The 19,665-nt window shown below is 39.8% G+C and carries 17 protein-coding genes; 12 read left to right on the top strand and 5 right to left on the bottom strand.

Features of this window, described 5'->3' with window-relative positions; genetic code table 11:
• Window positions 1–48: 48 nt before the first annotated feature.
• Entirely contained in the window at window positions 49–1,251 is a 1,203-nt protein-coding gene (gene coaBC / locus ACXVWB_RS04265; RefSeq protein ID WP_289901419.1) for a bifunctional phosphopantothenoylcysteine decarboxylase/phosphopantothenate--cysteine ligase CoaBC, read from the bottom strand.
• 204 nt (window positions 1,252–1,455) lie between these two features.
• Between coaBC and radC the strand changes: the two genes are divergently transcribed.
• The 4 genes from radC (at window position 1,456) to mutM (ending at window position 3,645) form a co-directional block, all read left to right on the top strand.
• The gene (gene radC / locus ACXVWB_RS04260; protein WP_289901510.1) at window positions 1,456–2,121 is read left to right on the top strand and encodes a RadC family protein; all 666 of its coding nucleotides are present in this window, start codon (window positions 1,456–1,458) and stop codon (window positions 2,119–2,121) included.
• Window positions 2,122–2,338: 217 nt separating this feature from the next.
• Window positions 2,339–2,575, top strand: a complete 237-nt coding sequence (gene rpmB / locus ACXVWB_RS04255; RefSeq protein WP_005542826.1) for a 50S ribosomal protein L28 — start codon at window positions 2,339–2,341, stop codon at window positions 2,573–2,575.
• 11 nt (window positions 2,576–2,586) lie between these two features.
• On the top strand, window positions 2,587–2,757 hold the full coding sequence (rpmG, locus tag ACXVWB_RS04250; RefSeq protein ID WP_005613503.1) for a 50S ribosomal protein L33: 171 nt from the start codon (window positions 2,587–2,589) through the stop codon (window positions 2,755–2,757).
• A gap of 72 nt (window positions 2,758–2,829) precedes the next feature.
• Window positions 2,830–3,645, top strand: a complete 816-nt coding sequence (mutM, locus tag ACXVWB_RS04245) for a DNA-formamidopyrimidine glycosylase (RefSeq protein WP_289901420.1) — start codon at window positions 2,830–2,832, stop codon at window positions 3,643–3,645.
• 80 nt (window positions 3,646–3,725) lie between these two features.
• On the opposite strand, the gene ACXVWB_RS04240 is transcribed toward mutM, so the two are convergent.
• Together ACXVWB_RS04240 and ACXVWB_RS04235 are read right to left on the bottom strand one after the other, a co-directional pair.
• On the bottom strand, window positions 3,726–6,176 hold the full coding sequence (locus ACXVWB_RS04240; RefSeq protein ID WP_289901421.1) for a YadA-like family protein: 2,451 nt from the start codon (window positions 6,174–6,176) through the stop codon (window positions 3,726–3,728).
• Window positions 6,148–7,998 carry an ESPR-type extended signal peptide-containing protein gene (locus ACXVWB_RS04235; protein WP_289901422.1) on the bottom strand — a complete coding sequence of 617 codons (1,851 nt, stop codon included), beginning with the start codon at window positions 7,996–7,998 and terminating at the stop codon, window positions 6,148–6,150. The genes ACXVWB_RS04240 and ACXVWB_RS04235 overlap by 29 nt, the downstream gene beginning before the upstream one ends.
• A gap of 358 nt (window positions 7,999–8,356) precedes the next feature.
• Between ACXVWB_RS04235 and nrfA the strand changes: the two genes are divergently transcribed.
• The 8 genes from nrfA (at window position 8,357) to ACXVWB_RS04195 (ending at window position 17,095) form a co-directional block, all read left to right on the top strand.
• Complete coding sequence (gene nrfA / locus ACXVWB_RS04230; protein ID WP_289901423.1) at window positions 8,357–9,880, top strand: ammonia-forming nitrite reductase cytochrome c552 subunit; 1,524 nt, start codon at window positions 8,357–8,359, stop codon at window positions 9,878–9,880.
• Window positions 9,881–9,952: 72 nt separating this feature from the next.
• Window positions 9,953–10,618: a cytochrome c nitrite reductase pentaheme subunit gene (gene nrfB / locus ACXVWB_RS04225; protein WP_289901424.1), complete on the top strand. Its 666-nt coding sequence runs from the start codon at window positions 9,953–9,955 to the stop codon at window positions 10,616–10,618.
• Window positions 10,618–11,295: a cytochrome c nitrite reductase Fe-S protein gene (gene nrfC / locus ACXVWB_RS04220; RefSeq protein ID WP_005695543.1), complete on the top strand. Its 678-nt coding sequence runs from the start codon at window positions 10,618–10,620 to the stop codon at window positions 11,293–11,295. The genes nrfB and nrfC overlap by 1 nt, the downstream gene beginning before the upstream one ends.
• Window positions 11,292–12,257, top strand: coding sequence for a cytochrome c nitrite reductase subunit NrfD (gene nrfD / locus ACXVWB_RS04215; RefSeq protein ID WP_289901425.1), 966 nt, complete (start codon window positions 11,292–11,294; stop codon window positions 12,255–12,257). The genes nrfC and nrfD overlap by 4 nt, the downstream gene beginning before the upstream one ends.
• 147 nt (window positions 12,258–12,404) lie before the next feature.
• Window positions 12,405–14,309: a heme lyase NrfEFG subunit NrfE gene (gene nrfE, locus ACXVWB_RS04210; RefSeq protein WP_289901426.1), complete on the top strand. Its 1,905-nt coding sequence runs from the start codon at window positions 12,405–12,407 to the stop codon at window positions 14,307–14,309.
• The gene (locus ACXVWB_RS04205) at window positions 14,302–14,832 is read left to right on the top strand and encodes a DsbE family thiol:disulfide interchange protein (protein WP_289901427.1); all 531 of its coding nucleotides are present in this window, start codon (window positions 14,302–14,304) and stop codon (window positions 14,830–14,832) included. Before nrfE ends, ACXVWB_RS04205 begins: the two co-directional genes overlap by 8 nt.
• Window position 14,833: 1 nt before the next feature.
• Window positions 14,834–15,889 carry a heme lyase NrfEFG subunit NrfF gene (nrfF, locus tag ACXVWB_RS04200; protein WP_289901428.1) on the top strand — a complete coding sequence of 352 codons (1,056 nt, stop codon included), beginning with the start codon at window positions 14,834–14,836 and terminating at the stop codon, window positions 15,887–15,889.
• Between the two features lie 3 nt (window positions 15,890–15,892).
• A complete protein-coding gene (locus ACXVWB_RS04195) occupies window positions 15,893–17,095 on the top strand; it encodes a BaiN/RdsA family NAD(P)/FAD-dependent oxidoreductase (RefSeq protein ID WP_049357757.1) in 1,203 nt (400 codons plus the stop codon).
• 65 nt (window positions 17,096–17,160) lie between these two features.
• On the opposite strand, the gene menH is transcribed toward ACXVWB_RS04195, so the two are convergent.
• Together menH and menD are read right to left on the bottom strand one after the other, a co-directional pair.
• Window positions 17,161–17,904, bottom strand: a complete 744-nt coding sequence (gene menH, locus ACXVWB_RS04190; RefSeq protein ID WP_149785853.1) for a 2-succinyl-6-hydroxy-2,4-cyclohexadiene-1-carboxylate synthase — start codon at window positions 17,902–17,904, stop codon at window positions 17,161–17,163.
• 49 nt (window positions 17,905–17,953) lie between these two features.
• A complete protein-coding gene (gene menD, locus ACXVWB_RS04185) occupies window positions 17,954–19,660 on the bottom strand; it encodes a 2-succinyl-5-enolpyruvyl-6-hydroxy-3-cyclohexene-1-carboxylic-acid synthase (protein ID WP_128786994.1) in 1,707 nt (568 codons plus the stop codon).
• Window positions 19,661–19,665 lie beyond the last annotated feature (5 nt).

The raw sequence follows: 19,665 nt of genomic DNA, 5'->3' as shown, positions 1-19,665 counted from the left end.
TGTCATACAAAAGTGCGGTCACCAAATCCAACGAATTTTGAACGTATTTTATTTGTGATAATGCTCAACAATTTCAGTGACCAACACGTCTGCCAATTTATTTTTATCAGCTAACGGCAACGCTTTTTCGCCTGTTTTCCAAAAGATCTGCAAAGCATTTTGCTCTTGTCCGAATACTTGCCCACCCGATACATCATTGGCACAAATCATATCTAAATTTTTGCGTTGAAGTTTGCTCTTCGCATATTCAGCGACATTTTGCGTTTCAGCTGCAAAGCCCACTACAAATGGACGATCTTTTTCTAAACTTGCCACAGTGGCGATAATGTCTGGATTTTTCACCAATTTAAGAGAAAACTCATCGTTATCATTGGTTTTCTTAATTTTTTGATCTGCAACTTCCGCTACTCGATAATCTGCTACCGCAGCACAGCCAATAAAGATACGATTTTTGACCGCACTTTCAAGGGAGGCTTGCCACATTTCATGGGCGGTTGTCACATCAATACGATGAACATTTTTCGGTGTAGCCAGATTAACAGGCCCCGCAATTAAGGTGACATTTGCCCCACGTTTTGCAAAAGCCTCAGCAATTGCAAAACCCATTTTGCCTGAGCTGTGGTTAGAAATATAACGAACAGGATCGATAGCTTCACGCGTCGGGCCTGCCGTAATAGTGACACTTAAATCAGCTAAATCCTGCTGAACAGCAAAAAGTGATTGAAGCGACTCAAAAATTTCAGCAGGTTCAGACATTCTACCCGCTCCCACATCACCGCAAGCCTGAAAGCCACTATTTGGCCCAACAAAATGAATGCCTCGCGCAGAAAGAGCGGTCAAATTTTGTTGTGTAATTGCCTGTCGGTACATCTGTTGATTCATAGCCGGTCCGAGCAAAATAGGTGCACTTGTCGCAAGACAAATCGTGCTAAGTAAATCATTTGCCATTCCAACGGTTAAACGCGCAATAAAATCGGCACTAGCTGGCGCAATTACAATCGCATCAGCCCATTTGGCCAGCTCAATATGCCCCATGGCTAATTCAGCTTGAGGATCAAGTAAAGATTGAGAAACTGCATTGCCAGAAATGGCTTGTAGCGTTAAAGGTGTGACAAATTCAGCGGCAGCGGGTGTTAAAGTCACTCGAACTTCTACGTTAGATTTGCGTAATAAACGAATAAACTCAATGGTTTTATAGGCGGCGATGCCTCCTGTAATTCCGACAACAATACGCTTTCCGCTCAAGCTCATTTGCTACTCCGCTACGACTTAATAGAATGGATATGTTTTTTTGTGTGTTAGTACTTAACAACTTAAGGTCGCCTATTTTACTTCAAATTTCGCCAATAAAAAATTTTATTTTTGCGATCTCGATTTCAAAAATAAAACTGACTTCTCGCCAAGATTGAAAACATCATGAAAATTGACCGCACTTTTTTCTTTTCATTAATTAATATGCAGACAAACTCTCCTTTAATGCCTCGTGAAAAATTATTGAAATACGGCGTTGAGGCCCTAGAAGATCACGAATTACTTGCTATTTTTCTACGAACAGGGATTAAAGGTTGCCCTGTCATGGCATTATCACATAACGTGCTGCAACATTTTGGCTCCCTTCGAGCCTTATTAAGTGCAGATAAAGAAGCCTTTTGCAAAGTAAAAGGATTAGGCATTACGCAATTTGTTCAACTGCAAGCCACCACCGAAATGACAAAGCGTTATCTGAAACAAGAATTACTGATAGAGCATGTATTTAGCGACACATCTACAGTAAAGCTTTATCTTCAAGCAGAGCTTCACCACGAAGAACGTGAAATTTTTATGGTGTTATTTTTAGATAATCAACATCGTTTGATTAAAAAAGAGCGGTTATTTTTAGGCACAATTAATGTGACGAATGTTTATCCTCGTGAAATCATCAAAGAAAGTCTTTACTGCAATGCAGCTGCCTTAATTTTAGCCCACAATCATCCTTCTGGTATCGCAGAACCCAGTTATTCCGACAAACTGATTACACAAAAAATTATCGAAGCCGCCGAGTTAATAGATATTCGTATTTTGGACCATTTTATTGTCGGCAAAGGGACTTGTTATTCTTTTGCAGAACATAATCTGTTATAGTTTTAGGGAATTTGATGATTTTTTATCATTTATTTCTATTTAAAGACGGAAAAATCGCTTTTAGACTTGAGAAATAAAAATAAAGTCAGTATAATTTGCGACCTTTAATATAGTAAGTGGGTCGGATACTGCGACCTGACGAGGAAGCAAGCTTAGTTTTAAGCTTTATTATCCGAACCATAAGCTCGAGCTTATATTTAAATTATTGGAGATTATTATGTCTAGAGTTTGTCAAGTAACAGGCAAGCGTCCAGCTGTGGGTAACAACCGCTCACACGCAATGAATGCGACACGTCGTCGTTTTCTTCCAAACCTTCACACTCACCGTTTCTGGGTTGAAAGTGAAAACCGTTTCGTAACCTTACGTTTAACGGCGAAAGGTATGCGTATTATTGATAAAAAAGGCATTGATGCAGTGTTAGCTGAAATCCGTGCTCGTGGCGAAAAAATCTAAGGAGCTAAAACATGGCAGCTAAAGGCGCTCGTGAGAAAATCCGTTTAGTTTCTACTGCAGAGACCGGTCACTTCTACACAACTGATAAAAACAAACGTAATATGCCTGAAAAAATGGAAATCAAAAAATTTGATCCAGTAGTGCGTAAACACGTTATCTATAAAGAAGCAAAAATCAAATAATTTTGCTGATTTGAAAAAAGCCCGACATTGTTCGGGTTTTTTTATACCACAAATTCATTATCGAGATTATCTATGCCTGAACTTCCTGAAGTTGAAACAGCCCTGCGTGGTGTCAGCCCCTATTTGAAAGGTTTTATTATTGAAAAAATTGTAGTGCGCCAACCTCAATTACGCTGGGTGGTTTCTCCTGAATTAACAACGCTTAAAAACGTCAAAATTTTAGATACCTCTCGTCGTGCGAAATATCTCATTATTCATACTGAAAAAGGTTATATCATTGGTCATTTAGGCATGTCTGGCTCTGTTCGAATCGTGCCGCACAATAGCCCTATTGATAAACACGATCACCTTGATATTGTAATGAATAATGGCAAATTACTGCGTTATAACGACCCGAGACGCTTCGGTGCATGGTTATGGACTGAAAACTTAGATGACTTTCATCTTTTCCTAAAACTTGGTCCTGAACCACTTTCTGATGAATTTAATGCGGAATACCTTTTTAAAAAATCACGCAAGAAATCGACCGCACTTAAAACTTTTTTAATGGATAATGCTGTCGTCGTGGGCGTAGGAAATATTTATGCCAATGAAACGCTCTTTTTATGTGGTTTGCACCCAATGAAACTAGCCGAAAACCTCACGCGAAAACAATGCGTCTTAATCGTTGAAACGATTAAAAACGTATTAGCGAAAGCCATTATACAAGGTGGTACAACATTAAAAGATTTCTTACAACCCGATGGTCGTCCAGGTTATTTTGCGCAGGAATTGCTAGTTTATGGAAACAAAGGTAAACCTTGTCCTAAATGCGGCACTAAGATTGAAAGTATGATTATTGGGCAACGCAATAGCTTTTATTGCCCTCATTGTCAGAAAAAGAAATAGCTGTATAAAACTATATTTTTATGGCATAAATTAAATAATAAAAGGCATGGAATCCATGCCTTTTATTATTTTTACATCAATTACCAATGGTAACCTGCACCAACTGCTACACCCATTTTACCTTGTGTATCGCTAGTACCTGCTAAACGAATAATGATTTTACCGTTATCTGAAATACGTGACATACCTAATGCCACAGCATTTTGACCTTGGTAATTACCCGCCGCTACAGATACCATGCTTCTACCTGGAATGTAAGCTTGTGGTAATTGAGACGCTGCTAACGCACTTGCTGTACCTGCATTAACACGTTTGCCTAACTTGTTCACTTGACCATTTAACTTATTGATCTTGTTATTCATGTCAGCTTTTACTTCGTGTAATTGGCTGCCGTTTACTACATCAGTACTATCTGCTGCAATGCGTCCAGGTGCAACATTGGTAATTGGTTTATTACCTGCATCAATACCATTTTTAGTCATACTTGGACCATTTTTAATGGTAACACCATTGCTATCAATCACAGTATCCCCCGCAGTGAATTTATTCGCTGTTACAGTATTCACTTTAAGATCTTTATTTAGCTTAACTTTAACACCTTTAGGGTTAGCCACTGTAGTGATATTATCATCACCAGTAATCTCAACTTCATCGCCTAATTTTTTCACATCAGATTTATTACTATCACCAACAAAAGTTAAGCCTTTTGAGCTAATTGCCGTATTAGCATCTGCACCTTTTTGGATGTCATTTTTGGTTTTTTGCGATAAATCAATATGATAATTAGTCACAGATGTACCGTTGATATCTTTCTCACCTCTGTTTTCAACAACTAATGCTTCTGATGTAGTTACATTCGCTGAAGTATTCTTGGCACTAACACTATAAATAACTTGGCCGTTAGCTCCAATTCTTGATGTAACAATCGTATTTTTACCCTCTTCAACTTCTGTTTTGGCTGACTTTAATTGCGCCACATTAACAGCATCTGTATCTTTCTTACCAGCCGTAACGTTACTAATTGCTTTGCTCCCTGCATCAATTCCCATTGATGTCATGCTTGGACCATTATTAATAGCGACACGATTGCCCTCAATAACAGTATTGCCTGCAGTAAATTTATCCGCTGTCACATTTCCTGCTTTCAAGTCTTTCGTGGTTGAAATCGTGAAGTTAATACCATTTTGTTCAAGTTTGATATTATCACCAGCGATATAGTTTACCGTCTGACCTGATGCCACATTTGCAACTTCAGTTCCGGTCACTTCGCCAGTTGAACCTTCTTTCTTCGTCGCAGTGGCATTCCAACCTTTACTCGCAAGTTCTTTCACTTCGTGTAACTGACTACCATTCACTGCATCTTTACTATTGGCATCCAAAACACCATCTGCAACATTGCTAATTTTATTATCAGCAACATCAATACCTGTTTTAGTGACACTTGGACCATTAGAAATCGTTAAACCATTATCATTAATGATTGTATCACCTGCTTTTACACTATCTACTGCAATATTTTTATTTAATGTTACCTCAACTTGGCTTCCGCTTGCTTTGGTAGTGATATTTTTATCTCCCTTGATTGCAACTTCGTCATCAAGTTTTCTCACACCAGTTTTAGTACCGTTATCGCCTGTGAAAGTTAAACCTTTTGTGTTTACCGCAGTACTCGCATCAACACCTTTGTTGATATCTTCTTTCGTCTTATCTGACAAATCAATATCATAATTGGTCACTGTAGTATTACCAGCTTTATCTAAAACAGGTTCACCTGTTTTTACTTTTAATGTACCTGACTCGCTTGTCACACTCGCTGATGTATCTACGGCATCAATTGTATAAATACTTTCACCATTAGTGCCTTTAGATTTCTTGATAGACGTATTTTTACCTGCTACTACTTCTGTTTTAGCTGCATTAACAGTCTTGTTCAATTGTGAAACATTTACAGCATCAGTATCAGCAGTACCAGCGGCTACATTTGTGATTTTATTATCTGCAGCATCAATTCCTGATTTAGTAACACTTGGACCACCAGCAATAGTTAAACCTTCGTTATTAATGGTTGTATCACCTGCTGTTACATTATCTTTAGCATTAATATTAGTCACATTAATCATATCATTTAACTTAAAGGTGACATTATTGCCCTCTTTAGTGATTTGAATGTTGTCATTCTCACTTTTTAAATCGACTGTCGCATCTGGTGCGATATTAGATTTATTTTTACCGCCATCGACTGACAGATTCCAACCTTTGTTAGCAATCTCTTTCACTTCTTTCAATTGTGAAACATTCACTGCATCAGTCCCTGCCTCTCCTGCTTCTACATTGCTAATTTTCTTATTACCAGCATCAACCCCTTTATCTTTATCGATTGAAATAGGACCAACACCAATATGATCAAAACTTACCTCATTACTTGTTCCAATAGTAAATTCCTTACCATTTTGAGAAATAGATATATTTTTACCATCAATAAATTTAACAGTACTGCCCGCCTTAACCGCTTCTTTTTTTGGTATTGTCATTTGCAACAACATTCCAATAAGTCTTGTTGATGGCATCTGCAACAGAAGTTGCTGTCACTGGCGCATCCCCGTTAGCAGGTGTATTAACTTGTCCATTGTCACCGGCAGAAATCGTAGTTGTATTTACATCCACCTTGAAGGTTTTGACGCCATTCTCATCTCGACTACTTGCTGTCGTATTTTTGCCATTTTCAATATCAACTAAGCCTTTAATCACATTTTTGCCATCAGAATTAATATTATTTAGGCTTTGATTTGCAGCATTATCAATTTTATTTTTCGTTGCATCATCAATTTTCACTTCAACACCATTGTTAGCTGCAACTGTCGTTAAACCATTTGAACCTGTGATATTTAAAGATTGAGCTTCGAGATTAACCGCACCATTCCCTGTATCACCTGCTGTCTTCAAGTTGATGGCTTTAATGGCAGTATCAACTGCACCACTGGTTACAGCCTTATTATCCCCTTTCGTTACTGCAGTTGATTTATTTAATGTAAATGTCACATTGTCTGCATCGGCTGTACTGGTAATATCGGTACCATCCCCTACAATGCTTAAAGATTCACCCAATTTTTTCGTAGTACTTCCAGTATTACCTGTAAATGTAATTGGTTTATTACGTACACTATTAATTGCCTCTACAACATCACCAGCCTTTGCAATCGCATCGCCATCTGGCGTAGACGCATTACTTTGTGTATCAGAAGAAATTGTCGTCGTATTTACATTAAACGTCACATCAGTTCCATTTGCTGTTTTCGTTACAACTGCGGTTGTTTGTGTGCCATTTTTAAAATTAACGACATTATTATTGTTAATTCTCGCTTTAGAAGCATTATTTTCTAATACATTAAAGCCACTATTGTGTAATACCGTATAAAGTTGAGAACCATTTACAGCATCCGTTGAAGTTGGTGAAAGACGCCCTGCTGCCACATTATGAATTTGGCGTTCGTTACCGGCCTTGCCGACAGAAACAGCGCCATTGATTAAAGACTTATAAGCTGCAAAGTCAATCTTTTTACTTAAACCAGCATCATCTTTAAATTCTGCATTTCTAGTTGTACTATCGAACATATTCCCATTAGCTTGCGAATCAGCACCTAAAGCAACCGCATCCTGTGCAATTGCTTCAGCATAGCGACCGATTGCCACAGCTCGTCGCTGAGTAGCTCTCGCCGTATAACCTAGCGCCAACGACTCTCGCCCAGTTGCCTCTGAATTAGCCCCTTGAGAAATAGCAAAAGCCTCCGCTGCATTGGCGGCAAAACCTATTGCGATACCATGCTCTTTTTTCGCCTCTGAATCTCGTCCAGCTGAAATAGCGTAGCGTCCCAGCGCTTTCGCCCCATAGCCTAAAGCAATAGCTGAAGTATCTGCGGCTTTACTTTCTTCACCTATAGCAATCGCAGCGAAATATTTCTCTTTCGTTGTTGAATTTTCTATTGCTGTCGCATTACGTCCTATCGCAATAGAAGTCCAATAACCGGGTTTCTCATTTTCGCTTGTTTTAGCCCCCGATCCAATGGCAATAGCCCATTTTCCTTTGGCACTTGTTGTACTATCTCCAATTCCCACTGCATCTTCGCCAACATTAACTGGATTAACGTTCTCCCCCACAAATTTAGCTTGCGTAGGCATAATAGTGATTAAACCAATCGTAAGAATAGAAAGTTTAAAAAAAGAAAGCGAAGGCATCTCACTTATCGTACATTGTTTTAAACTGGCTGAGGCTTTTGTTTTACCTTTTGCAAACTCAGATGCAACAACAAATGATCGCATCGTTTTATTCCAAATAATTTTAAAAACGCAATTCATAAAAACTCCATTAAAATAAGCTCAATGAGCTACCATAAATATATGCTATAGTATTACTGAATAATACTGATGACAGTATAATCAATCATCATATTGATTGAAAGAAATCATTTATCAACAAGTCGGTATTTCTTTTCCCATATTCCCATAGAATAATCATGCTAAAATGATACCTCTTTATAGGTATTTTTATTCGAAAATTTGATCAACCCCAAGCTTTCCCAAAAAAAGCGTAGAAAAAGCCCTTCTTTTTGGTATCTTACACTTGCCTTGAACTATTTTTATGAGTGTATTCAAAAGCTTAATAAGAAACGTTCGCATTTTGTTTTTTTATTCTTTCCTGAATGGAGTAATTATCGTGAGCATATTGAGAAAAAGTCTTATACTGGCGACTTCTTTCGCAGCTTTAGGTGTATATAATTCAGCAATGGCTGAAATGGTTTATAAGCCTCTTGAACAACCTGTGGAAGCACCAAATTCTAGCTTAAAAATTGAAGCAGTAAATGAAAAATTTGCTGAGAAATATCCTAGCCAATTCAATTCGTGGAAAGCGACTGAAAAAGGTGACAAAATCATCTACGCCGACGAACAAGATCCTCGTTTAATCGTGTTATGGGGAGGCTATTCTTTCGCAAAAGAATATAATGCACCGCGTGGTCACGTTTATGCAGTGGAAGATGTACGTAATATTTTACGTACTGGTGCGCCAAAAAATGCAAATGATGGTCCACAACCAATGGCATGTTGGACTTGTAAAGGCCCTGATGTTCCTCGTTTAATTGCGGAATGGGGTGAAGATGGCTACTTTGGTGCAAAATGGGCTAAAGGTGGTCCAGAAGTGGTTAACTCTATCGGTTGTGCAGACTGTCACGATACTACATCAAAAGACTTTGCTGAAGGTAAACCTGCATTACGTATTGCGCGTCCACACGTTCTTCGTGCATTGGATCACTTAAATACTGCACTTCAAGCAAAAGCAAAAGCTGAAGGTAAAGAACAAGCTAACTTAAGCTTTAACACAGCTGCTCGCACTGAAAAACGTGCTGAAATCTGTGCGAACTGTCACGTTGAATACTACTTCGCAGGTGATTTAAAACAAGTAACCTTCCCTTGGGATAACGGTCAAACTGTTGATGACATCGAAAAATACTACGATGATATCGGCTTCAGTGACTGGACTCACTCGCTTTCTAAAGCACCAATGTTAAAAGCGCAACACCCTGACTTTGAAATTTGGTCTTTAGGTATGCATGGTAAAAACGGCGTAACTTGTGTCGACTGTCACATGCCTAAAGTACAAGGTAAAGACGGTAAAGTTTATACCGATCACCAAATCCAAAACCCATTCGATGCATTTGATAGCACTTGTGCAAACTGTCACGATCAAAGCAAAGAAAAACTTAAAGACATCGTCGCTTCACGTAAAAAAGAAGTGAAAGATGCAATGGGGCGTTTAGAAGATCAAGTTGTTCGTGCTCACTTTGAAGCAAAAGCAGCATGGGATGCAGGTGCAACTAAAGAAGAAATGGAACCTGCTTTAATGGATATCCGTCACGCTCAATGGCGTTGGGACTACACTGCAGCAAGCCATGGTGGTCACATGCACGCTCCAGATGTAATACTTCGTGTATTAGCTTCCGGTTTAGACAAAGCAGCAGATGCTCGTGCTAAACTTGCAGCAATCTTAACTAAACACGACGTGAAAACTCCGGTTGAAGTACCAGATATTTCTACAGCTGATAAAGCATGGAAAGTAATGGGTATCGATATCGAGAAAGAACGTAAAGCGAAAAAAGAATTCTTAGAAACTGTTGTACCTCAATGGGTAAAAGAAGCGAAAGCCAATGGCAAATTAGCTGAAGATACCGCAACAAAACAATAAAAAAAGAACCGCACTTTGTAGCTGAAGTGTCGAAGTGCGGTCATTTTTAACCCTATATTTGAGGTAATCAGAATGAATTTAACTTCTTTAATCAGCAAATCGGCAAAATCCTTTGCATTGCTTGCAATGCTTGTGGCACTGCCAATGGCTGCAAATGCTGAAGAGATGGCTAAAACACCAGCCTCTCAACTCACTTACGAGCCACAAATGGATAACCAACGTGATCCAAACCAATATTGTGCAAAATGTCACAAATTTGACAAAGTCGATAAAAACCAAACTTTAGATCAATCTGGTGGTGAATTACACTTTGGTAAATTCCACGGCGCTCACTTAAATCAAAAAAGCCCTAACACGGGTAAACCGATCAACTGTGTCAACTGTCACGGTAATATTTCGCAAGATCACCGTCGCGGAGCAAAAGATGTGATGCGTTTTGAAGGTGATATCTTTGGTGATAAAAAACCAATGTATACCGCGCAAGAACAAAACCAAGTTTGTTTTGCTTGTCACCAACCTGCAAAACTTCGTGAAAAACTTTGGGCGCACGATGTTCACGCAATGAAATTGCCTTGTGCAAGCTGCCACACATTACACCCGAAAGATGATGCGATGAAAGGTATTCAACCGAAAAATCGTGTGAAACTTTGTGTAGATTGCCACGGCGAACAACAAAAACGCAAAGCGGCAAAAGAAGCACAATCACAAACGCAATCAACCGAACAAAAGGATAAATAATGACAGCTTGTTCACGCCGAAACTTTGTTTCCGGCATGGGGGCATTAATCCTTATGACGGGGACATCAGTCACCTCTTTAGCGAAAGAGGAAAAGGCGGATAAACCGAAACGCTATGCAATGGTACACGACGAAACAGCTTGTATCGGCTGTACCGCTTGTATGGATGCTTGTCGTGAAACTAACCACGTTCCTGAAGGCGTTTCACGTTTGGAAATTCTCCGTAGCGAACCTTATGGCGAATTCCCAAATCAAGAATACGAGTTTTTCCGTCAATCTTGCCAACACTGTACAAACGCCCCTTGCGTGGCAGTTTGTCCAACCGGTGCATCATTTATTGATCCTGAAACAGGTATCGTAGATGTGCATAAAGATCTTTGTGTAGGTTGCCAATACTGTGTTGCAGTTTGTCCTTACCGCGTACGTTTCATTCACCCAGTACACCGTACTGCGGATAAATGTAACTTCTGTCGCGATACAAACTTAGCAGCTGGCAAACAACCTGCTTGTGTAGAAGCTTGTCCAACCAAAGCATTAACCTTTGGCGATATGAATGATCCAAGCAGTGCAGTTTCCCGCAAAGTGAAAGAAAATCCGGTTTATCGCACGAAAGTGGAATTAGGTACTCAACCAAATCTTTACCATATTCCATTCCAACATGGGGAGCCAAGAAGATGACATTAGATTATCCTGTTCCGTTTCACACGCCTAATTTGGTGTGGGATTCAACAATCGCTATCTATTTGTTCTTACTTGGTATTTCTTCCGGTGCGGTACAATTAGCGATTGCTTATAAACGTAGTCACAAATTAGAAAATCCTAGCAAAAACTGGATTATCAGAGCAGCCGCCGTTTTAGGTTCTGTGCCAACATTAATTGGTTTAACCCTGTTAATTTTCCACTTGGCACGTCCTTGGACATTCTGGAAATTGATGTTTAACTATCAATTTAACTCTGTAATGTCTATGGGGGTAATGTTATTCCAAGTTTATATGCTGTTCTTGGTATGTTGGTGTGCGGTTATCTTCAAAGAAGATATCATGGCGTTCATTCAACATTTTATGCCAAAACTTGGGTTCGTCGGTAAAATTATCAATGTATTAGAACGTTTAACTGGTCCTGTAGAAGTCATTCTCTTCATCTTAGCTGCTGTACTAGGGGCTTATACCGGTTTCTTACTTTCAGCATTGATTAGTTACCCAATGTTAAATAACCCTGTTCTACCAGCGTTATTCTTGGCTTCAGGTACATCTTCAGGTATCGCTGCAACCTTCTTATTTATCCTCATTGCAGGTAAATTAAAAGGTGATAGCCATGAATCACACTTCATTCATAAATTTGAAGTGCCAATTATGGTGACTGAACTTGGTTTATTAATCTGTTTCTTTGTTGGTCTACACTTCGGTGGTGGTCAGAAAGTAGTTGCATTGCATAATGCGCTTTCCGGCTTCTGGGGTGCAGTGTTCTGGATTGGGGTATTCTTAATTGGTATCATCATTCCTCTACTTGCGAACCTTGCAGCAAAAGACAGCTTAAAATACAATAAGAACTTTATTATCCTTGTGTCAATCTTCGACTTAATCGGGGTTCTCTGCTTACGTTACTTCATCTTGTACGGCGGACAACTTACCGTTGCATAAGGATAAATTTCTTATTTAATCAAAAGGCGTATACAATACGCCTTTTGTTTATTTAAAAGACTAAAGTGCGGTTAATTTTACGTATGTTTTTCATGCTTAAAATCAACCTTATTTTGTAAAATACAACCTTTAATACTGAAGAATACTATGATTCCCGAACTCGGATTTCTCTCATTACTCTTTGCCACCACCGCGGCGCTATTACTTTCTATCGTGCCGCAAATTGGTATTTGGCGAAATAAACCCTCTCTCACCAACACGGCTTGGGGATTAAGTTATTGCTTCGGTATTTTTACGAGCGTTTCAATCGGTATTCTTGCCTACTCTTTTGCAACAGATGATTTCACTTTGGAATACGTGGCAGCGCACTCCAATTCTCAACTACCAACATTTTTTAAAGTCGCCGCCACATGGGGCGGACATGAAGGCTCTATTTTATTTTGGCTTTTTACATTAAGTCTTTGGTTAGTGGCTTTTGCCTTTTTCTCTCGCAAAAATGACCGCACTTTTTCTGCACAAACCCTTTCTTTACTTGGCTTAATTTGTCTTGGGTTTGCTATTTTTATTTTGTTCTACTCCAATCCATTCGGACGTGCGTTTCCTGCCCCTTCGGAAGGACGAGATCTCAATCCAATGCTGCAAGATATTGGCTTAATTTTCCATCCACCACTGTTATATGTGGGTTATGTGGGCTTTGCTGTTAACTTTGCCATGTCAATTTCAGCCTTAATTTTTAATCGCTCTGCACAAGCGATCGCACGTACGATGCGAGCCTGGGTTCTCGTTTCTTGGTTATTCTTAACCTTAGGGATCGTTCTCGGTGCCTGGTGGGCATATTACGAGTTAGGCTGGGGCGGCTGGTGGTTCTGGGACCCTGTTGAAAACGCCTCACTTATGCCATGGTTATTGGGACTCGCACTGCTACACAGCTTGATGGTGACGGAAAAACAAGGTATGTTTAGCTACTGGACAATACTCTTTTCCCTGCTCGCTTTTGCATTCAGTGTATTAGGCACATTTATTGTCCGTTCAGGTGCATTAACCTCTGTTCATGCTTTTGCTTTAGATAGCTCCCGTGGTTATGTGCTATTACTGATTTTCTTTTTATTGACTGTCGGCTCGCTCAGTTTATTTGCCCTACGCACAAATACCAATGAAAGTGCGGTCAAATTCCCGCTCATTTCTAAAACCGGAGCTATTTTAGGCTTAAACATCGTATTAACCGTGGCCACCGTCAGCACATTCTTAGGCACTTTCTATCCAATGCTATTCCAAGCCATGAGTTGGGGAAGCATTTCCGTGGGCGCGCCTTACTTTAATAGCATTTTCTTGCCATTGCTCACTTTAGTGCTTTTTGCGATGGCGGCGACACTTTGCTTAAGCTGGTTTAAATCTGATAAAAAACGCTTTTTCAAACGCTTGTTATTACTTATTCCTGCTGCAATGATTGCTTATGGCATGATTTGGAATGCGCTACAAAATGACAACGCATTACGCTTTCATTTCTTCGCTTATGTATTACTCACCCTTGCTATTTGGGTATTATTCGTCACCTTATGGCAAAATTGGGCAAAAGTAAGACTTGCCTATTTCGGGATGATTCTCGCACACTGTGGCGTGGCGATTGCCACAATGGGTGCCGTGATGAGTAGTTACTTTGGCAGTGAGTTAGGTGTTATAGTTGCGCCACAGCAAAGCCAACAATTAGGCCAATTTGAATTCCACTACGATCGTTTTTCCAATGAAATAGGTCCAAACTTTACCGCCGAAGTCGCTTTCTTTAGCGTGTCAAAACAAGGCAAACCTTACGCTGAAATTTTACCGGAGCGCCGTTATTATGATGTTCGCACCATGACTATGAGTGAAGTGGGCTTAGATGCAGGCTTTTGGGGCGATTTATATATTGTGATGGGCGATAACTTAGGTAAAGGTGAATTCACATTCCGCTTACATTACAAACCACTTATTCGCTGGTTATGGCTCGGAGGCATTTTAATGGCACTTGGCGCATTATGTTCAGCCATCAATTTGAAGAGAAAACGTGATGAATAAAAAGTTTATTTTGTTTTTACCGCTGATTTTGTTATTGAGTATTTGCTTACTGCTTTTTGTTGGCTTACACAAAGATCCAAAACAAATTGCCTCTGCACTCATTGATAAACCTGTGCCGGAATTCTATCAAGCGAATTTGCTTGAACCGAGTCAAATTGTCAGCCCAAGAGATTTTCCAAAAAAGCCTTTTCTGCTTAATGTGTGGGGAAGTTGGTGTGGCTATTGCCAACAAGAACATCCTCTTTTGATGGAAATTTCAAAAGAAGTACCCATTGTTGGAATCGACTATCGTGACAAACCTCAAAATGGCATTGCGATGCTAGAGCGCATGGGCAATCCATTTATACTCACTATTGACGATAGCCGTGGTGAATTTGCGATGCAATTGGGCGTAGATGGTGCGCCAGAAACCTATGTTGTCGATGAACACGGCATGATCCGTTATCGTCATTCTGGCTATATGGATAAAGAAACATGGCTCACTGAGATCAAACCAAAACTTGATGGATTAACTAAAAAGTAAAATGAAAAAATTAACCCGATTTCTGACCGCACTTTTACTGACGTTTGCCCTTTTTGCTCACGCAGAAATGGTGGATACCTATGCGTTTAAAAACCAAGCCGATCGTACTCGTGCTGTTGAACTGGCAAAATCCTTACGTTGCCCACAATGTCAGAATCAAAACTTAGTTGAGTCCAATTCACCAATTGCTTATGACTTACGTATTGAAGTCTATAAAATGGTGGATGAAGGAAAAACGAATCAGCAAATTATCGACACGATGACAGCTCGTTTCGGTAATTTCGTAAACTATAAGCCACCTTTTCAATGGAATACGGCACTACTCTGGCTATTGCCTATTTTGTTATTAATTGGGGCTTTTGCATTAATTTTATTTTCTACTAAAAAATCAGAAGGCGAGCCAAAACAACTCGAAAATCAACCTCATCGTGCGCCTAAAGAAGAAAAAAGTGCGGTCAAATTTGAAACCAAATCCGCCATTTGGGTCTTTGCTATTTTATTAATTCTTCCCTTAAGTTATTATTTTTCCCTTGATCGTTTTGAGCGAGTTCAACAAGGTGAAAAAGAAATGATTGAGCTTGCCAATAAAAAAACAGATACATCAATGGTGCATCAAAAAGAAGATATGGTGCTCAAAATTCAAAATAAAATTCGAGAAGATGTAAATAACCCTGAGCTTTGGGCTCAGCTAGGTGATGCCTACATGCAAAATGATGAATTTGATCATGCGCTCATCGCCTATGGCAATGCAGAAAAAATTTCAGGCACAACGCCCGCTATTTTAGGCCTAAAAGCGACCGCACTTTATTATCAAGCCGGTCAAAACATCACACCACAAATCCAGCAAATAATGGATGAAGCCTTAAAACAGGATAAAAATGAAATTTCAGTCCTCACGTTACTAGCGACTGAGGCCTTTAAAAATCATCAACCGGAACAATCCAAAGCCTATTGGCAGCAATTATTAGATTCGGGTAATGCTGCCGTGGATCGCCGTACTGTCATCCAACGAATCAAAATGATAGACTATTTTGAAAAAGGACAAACCTCACAATAAGCTATGTCTCATTATTCAGAAAATATCATTATTGGCGCCGGTGCTGCCGGCTTATTTTGTGCCGCACAGTTAGGCAAGCTGGGCAAACAAGCCACCATTTTTGATAACGGTAAGAAAATTGGTCGAAAAATTTTAATGTCTGGCGGTGGATTCTGTAATTTCACCAATATGGAAATCACATCTGGCCGTTATATCAGCCAAAATAAACATTTCGTCAAATCTGCCTTAAAACGTTATACACAATGGGATTTCATTGCTTTAGTCGCTGAATACGGCATTCCTTACCACGAAAAAGAATTAGGTCAGTTATTTTGTGATAACGGCGCAGAAGATATTGTGAAGATGCTCGGAACTGAATGTGACAAATACAGTGTCAACATTCAACTACGAAGCGAAGTGAATGATGTTGAAGCCGTTGAAAACAACCCTAGCGTACGGTTCAAATTAAAGGTAAATGCAGTTGAATGGCAATGCCAAAATTTGATTATTGCCACGGGCGGGCTCTCTATGCCTGGCTTAGGCGCTTCGCCTTTTGGCTATCAAATTGCAGAACAATTTGGGTTAAATGTGATTCCTCCGCGAGCAAGTCTTGTGCCATTCACGTGGCGAGAAAGTGACAAATTCTACTCGGCGCTCTCTGGTGTTTCATTAGATGTAGCTGCAACGAATCAGCACAAAACCTTTACTCATCAAATGCTGTTCACCCATCGTGGCTTATCAGGCCCTGCTATTTTACAAATCTCCAATTATTGGCAACCTGGTGAAAGCATTCATTTAGATTTATTGCCTTATAACAATATTCGACATCACCTAGATGAGATGCGTCAATCTTCGCCAAAATTGCAATTAAAAACCGTATTAAGTCGCTTATTACCGAAAAAATTAGTCGAGCTTTGGTTAGAACAAGGCTTGATTCAAGATGAAGTGATTGCGAACTTAAGTAAAGTGCGGTTAGAAAATTTAGAGAATTTAATCCACAACTGGCAATTTGTTCCTAATGGCACTGAGGGCTACCGAACGGCTGAAGTCACGATGGGTGGTGTCGATACTCATGAGATCTCATCTAAAACCATGGAGGCGACAAAGATTAAAGGTCTCTATTTTATCGGTGAGGTGCTAGATGTTGTCGGCTGGTTAGGTGGCTACAACTTCCAATGGGCATGGAGTTCGGCTGCTGTTTGTGCAATGGGGATTGCTGAAAGTTAAGCCCCTCTTTACATTTAAAAGACAAAAAGCCGATGTTCACGCATCAGCTTTTTGTTGTTTAGGACTTAAGGATTAGCGATTTTTAAAACGATATCTTCAATTTTTTTAGCAAAATATGTCGAATTTTCTAAATGAGCATTATGCCCAGCATGAGGAGTAATCGTTAAATCAAGTTGATTATCCTCTGCCATTTGACGAAACTTTTGATCTCGTTCTCCACAAAAATAAAAAAATGGCTGCAAACTTAACCGCACTTTCTCTCGAAAATCAGGCTGTTTGGCAAGGCTAGTGGCTAATAACATCTTACCAATATTTGCCCCGCAATTGGCTTTTCGCTTTTCAATTAATGCTTTGCGTTGTTGTTCATTCAAATGAGAAAAGACGGGTTGTTGATACCAATCTTCGAGTACGGCTTCAGGGGTTTCATGGAAAAACCGCTCCGCCCACATTTTGTCATTAGCTAAACGGCTTTGTTTTTCTTGCTCAGACTGTAAACCTAAATTTGCCCCTTCTAAAATGACCGCCTTTAAATGCCCTATTTTTACTCTAGCTTGCAGTGCATAATATTGTGCGATTCGTCCACCAAGTGAATAACCGATCAGGATATAAGGTTCATCTTTTATGAGACTTTGTATTTGGCTTTCAAGAAATTGAGCCGTTTGCTCAAAATCTTCAACCACTACAGCTTTATTCTCGCCATGAAACGGTAAATCGAGAGAGAGACAACGAAAGTGCGGTAGATTTTCGATGACTTTTTGCCAGTCCGATTTTGTACCTAATAAACCATGGAGAAAAACAAGATTCATCATAATGCCATATAAAGAAATCCCCTCTTAAGAGGGGAAATGAATGAATAAATTATTCACCAACCACAGCGTGGCTGATTTGTTCAATCAAGCGTTTATAAGTCTCGCTACCATCACTAGGATTCGTTTTGATTTCAATTAAGGTTGCGCGGCGACGTGTGTAAGCCTGTTTCAACACTGCGCTTAAATCCGCCCAAGTGTAAGGTAAGGCGTATTTCAAGCCAAACATATTCGCAATCTGTGAGAAATCACCATTATGCGGCAAGCGATAGAATTGTTCTTTCACCTCTTCATCAACGGGCAACATATCAAAGATTGCGCCACCATTATTGTTGATTACAAAAATAATGGTTGGTTGAGTCACGTTCTTAAATAAGGCTAAAGAGTTCAAATCATAAAGCGTGGACGTATCGCCAATCATCGCCACTACAGGTTGATTAGAACCAATACCAATACCCGCAGCGGTTGCTAATAAACCGTCAATTCCGCTTGCACCACGGTTGGTGAAAATTGGATAACCTTCTGGCAATTTCGTTAACGCATCCACCAAGCGCACAAAAAGGCTATTTCCTAAAAACAAAATACCGTTGTAAGGTAGAACACGCTCAATATGATGTGCTAATGAGGCTTCATTAAGATTGCCGCCGACTTGTTGCTCGATAAAAGTTGCACAGAATTTTGAAAGCGCAAGTGGTTCGAGTAACCAAGGTTTTTGACGCAATGGCGGATGTGCACGCAACCAATGATGCGTTTTTGCATTAAAGCGAGTTTGGGTATGATGATTTGGGTCAACTGCATTTTGACTTTGCTCCACCACCCAAAATTCGCCTTGGAATTCTGCTAAGAATTGGTTGATACGTTTACTGATAAAACGAGAACCAAATTGGATCACAATATCTGCTTGAAGCAATTTTTGCTTCACAGTTTGATTTGCTAACCAAATATCCGCATAAGGCATGAGCGGTTCTACACCAGATTGAATATCCGTCAGCAAAATCCACCCCATGGTATTTGCCCATGAGTTAATCCCCATTGCTTGTTCTGGGGTTAATTGCCCTGCAACAATAACACCTCGTTTCGTGCGCCAAGTATCCCAATTTTCATGCATAAGCACTTCTTGTTGCAATGGCTGATGATCAACCCAATTTTTAGACTGGCTTAACCAACGTTGAATTGGCATTAACCACGGATGGCTGTCAATTTCTTGTTCTTGTGCATTATAAAGTGGCTCTGCAAAAGGTACATTAATATGCACCACGCCTGGTTGTTGCTTTTGTTTATAACACGCTTGTTCTAACGTAGAAATTAACCATTTTGCTGCATAATCGGCTTGAGGTTTAGGTAAATTTACGCTTGCGACAGGATAGTCCGCAAACATATTTTGTTGTACGATGGCTTGATTCGCACCACATTCCCATAATTCAGGTGGTCGATCGGCAGTAAGAATAATTAAATTCACGCCTGTTTGGCGAGCTTCAATAATCGCAGGATATAAATTGGCTGCTGCCGTGCCTGACGTCACAATCACGGCAACAGGCGCTTGTGTGGATTTCGCTATCCCCAAAGCAAAAAAGCCTAAGCCACGCTCATCAAAATGACTATGACACGTTGCTCGAGAGGCATTTTGTAAACGCACAGCTTCTAACGTTAAAGGTGTTGAGCGAGAACCTGGCGCAATACAAAAGTGACTCACTCCTTGGCGAACCAAGGTTTCTAAGATCACTTTTGACCAACAACGATTAAATACGCTTACAGACATTCTTC

This window comes from Haemophilus sp. SZY H53, from assembly GCF_054332375.1.
This window is presented reverse-complemented; position numbering and strand designations above follow the sequence as displayed.

What these genes read in the sequence shown, in the direction of transcription:
- menH (WP_149785853.1), bottom strand. Translation starts at nt 17,904, where the DNA reads ATGATGAATCTTGTTTTTCTCCATGGTTTATTAGGTACAAAATCGGAC.
- ACXVWB_RS04205 (WP_289901427.1), top strand. Translation starts at nt 14,302, where the DNA reads ATGAATAAAAAGTTTATTTTGTTTTTACCGCTGATTTTGTTATTGAGT.
- rpmG (WP_005613503.1), top strand. Translation starts at nt 2,587, where the DNA reads ATGGCAGCTAAAGGCGCTCGTGAGAAAATCCGTTTAGTTTCTACTGCA.
- rpmB (WP_005542826.1), top strand. Translation starts at nt 2,339, where the DNA reads ATGTCTAGAGTTTGTCAAGTAACAGGCAAGCGTCCAGCTGTGGGTAAC.
- ACXVWB_RS04235 (WP_289901422.1), bottom strand. Translation starts at nt 7,998, where the DNA reads ATGAATTGCGTTTTTAAAATTATTTGGAATAAAACGATGCGATCATTT.
- radC (WP_289901510.1), top strand. Translation starts at nt 1,456, where the DNA reads ATGCAGACAAACTCTCCTTTAATGCCTCGTGAAAAATTATTGAAATAC.
- nrfF (WP_289901428.1), top strand. Translation starts at nt 14,834, where the DNA reads ATGAAAAAATTAACCCGATTTCTGACCGCACTTTTACTGACGTTTGCC.
- nrfD (WP_289901425.1), top strand. Translation starts at nt 11,292, where the DNA reads ATGACATTAGATTATCCTGTTCCGTTTCACACGCCTAATTTGGTGTGG.
- ACXVWB_RS04195 (WP_049357757.1), top strand. Translation starts at nt 15,893, where the DNA reads ATGTCTCATTATTCAGAAAATATCATTATTGGCGCCGGTGCTGCCGGC.
- ACXVWB_RS04240 (WP_289901421.1), bottom strand. Translation starts at nt 6,176, where the DNA reads ATGACAATACCAAAAAAAGAAGCGGTTAAGGCGGGCAGTACTGTTAAA.
- nrfC (WP_005695543.1), top strand. Translation starts at nt 10,618, where the DNA reads ATGACAGCTTGTTCACGCCGAAACTTTGTTTCCGGCATGGGGGCATTA.
- mutM (WP_289901420.1), top strand. Translation starts at nt 2,830, where the DNA reads ATGCCTGAACTTCCTGAAGTTGAAACAGCCCTGCGTGGTGTCAGCCCC.
- nrfE (WP_289901426.1), top strand. Translation starts at nt 12,405, where the DNA reads ATGATTCCCGAACTCGGATTTCTCTCATTACTCTTTGCCACCACCGCG.
- nrfB (WP_289901424.1), top strand. Translation starts at nt 9,953, where the DNA reads ATGAATTTAACTTCTTTAATCAGCAAATCGGCAAAATCCTTTGCATTG.
- menD (WP_128786994.1), bottom strand. Translation starts at nt 19,660, where the DNA reads ATGTCTGTAAGCGTATTTAATCGTTGTTGGTCAAAAGTGATCTTAGAA.
- coaBC (WP_289901419.1), bottom strand. Translation starts at nt 1,251, where the DNA reads ATGAGCTTGAGCGGAAAGCGTATTGTTGTCGGAATTACAGGAGGCATC.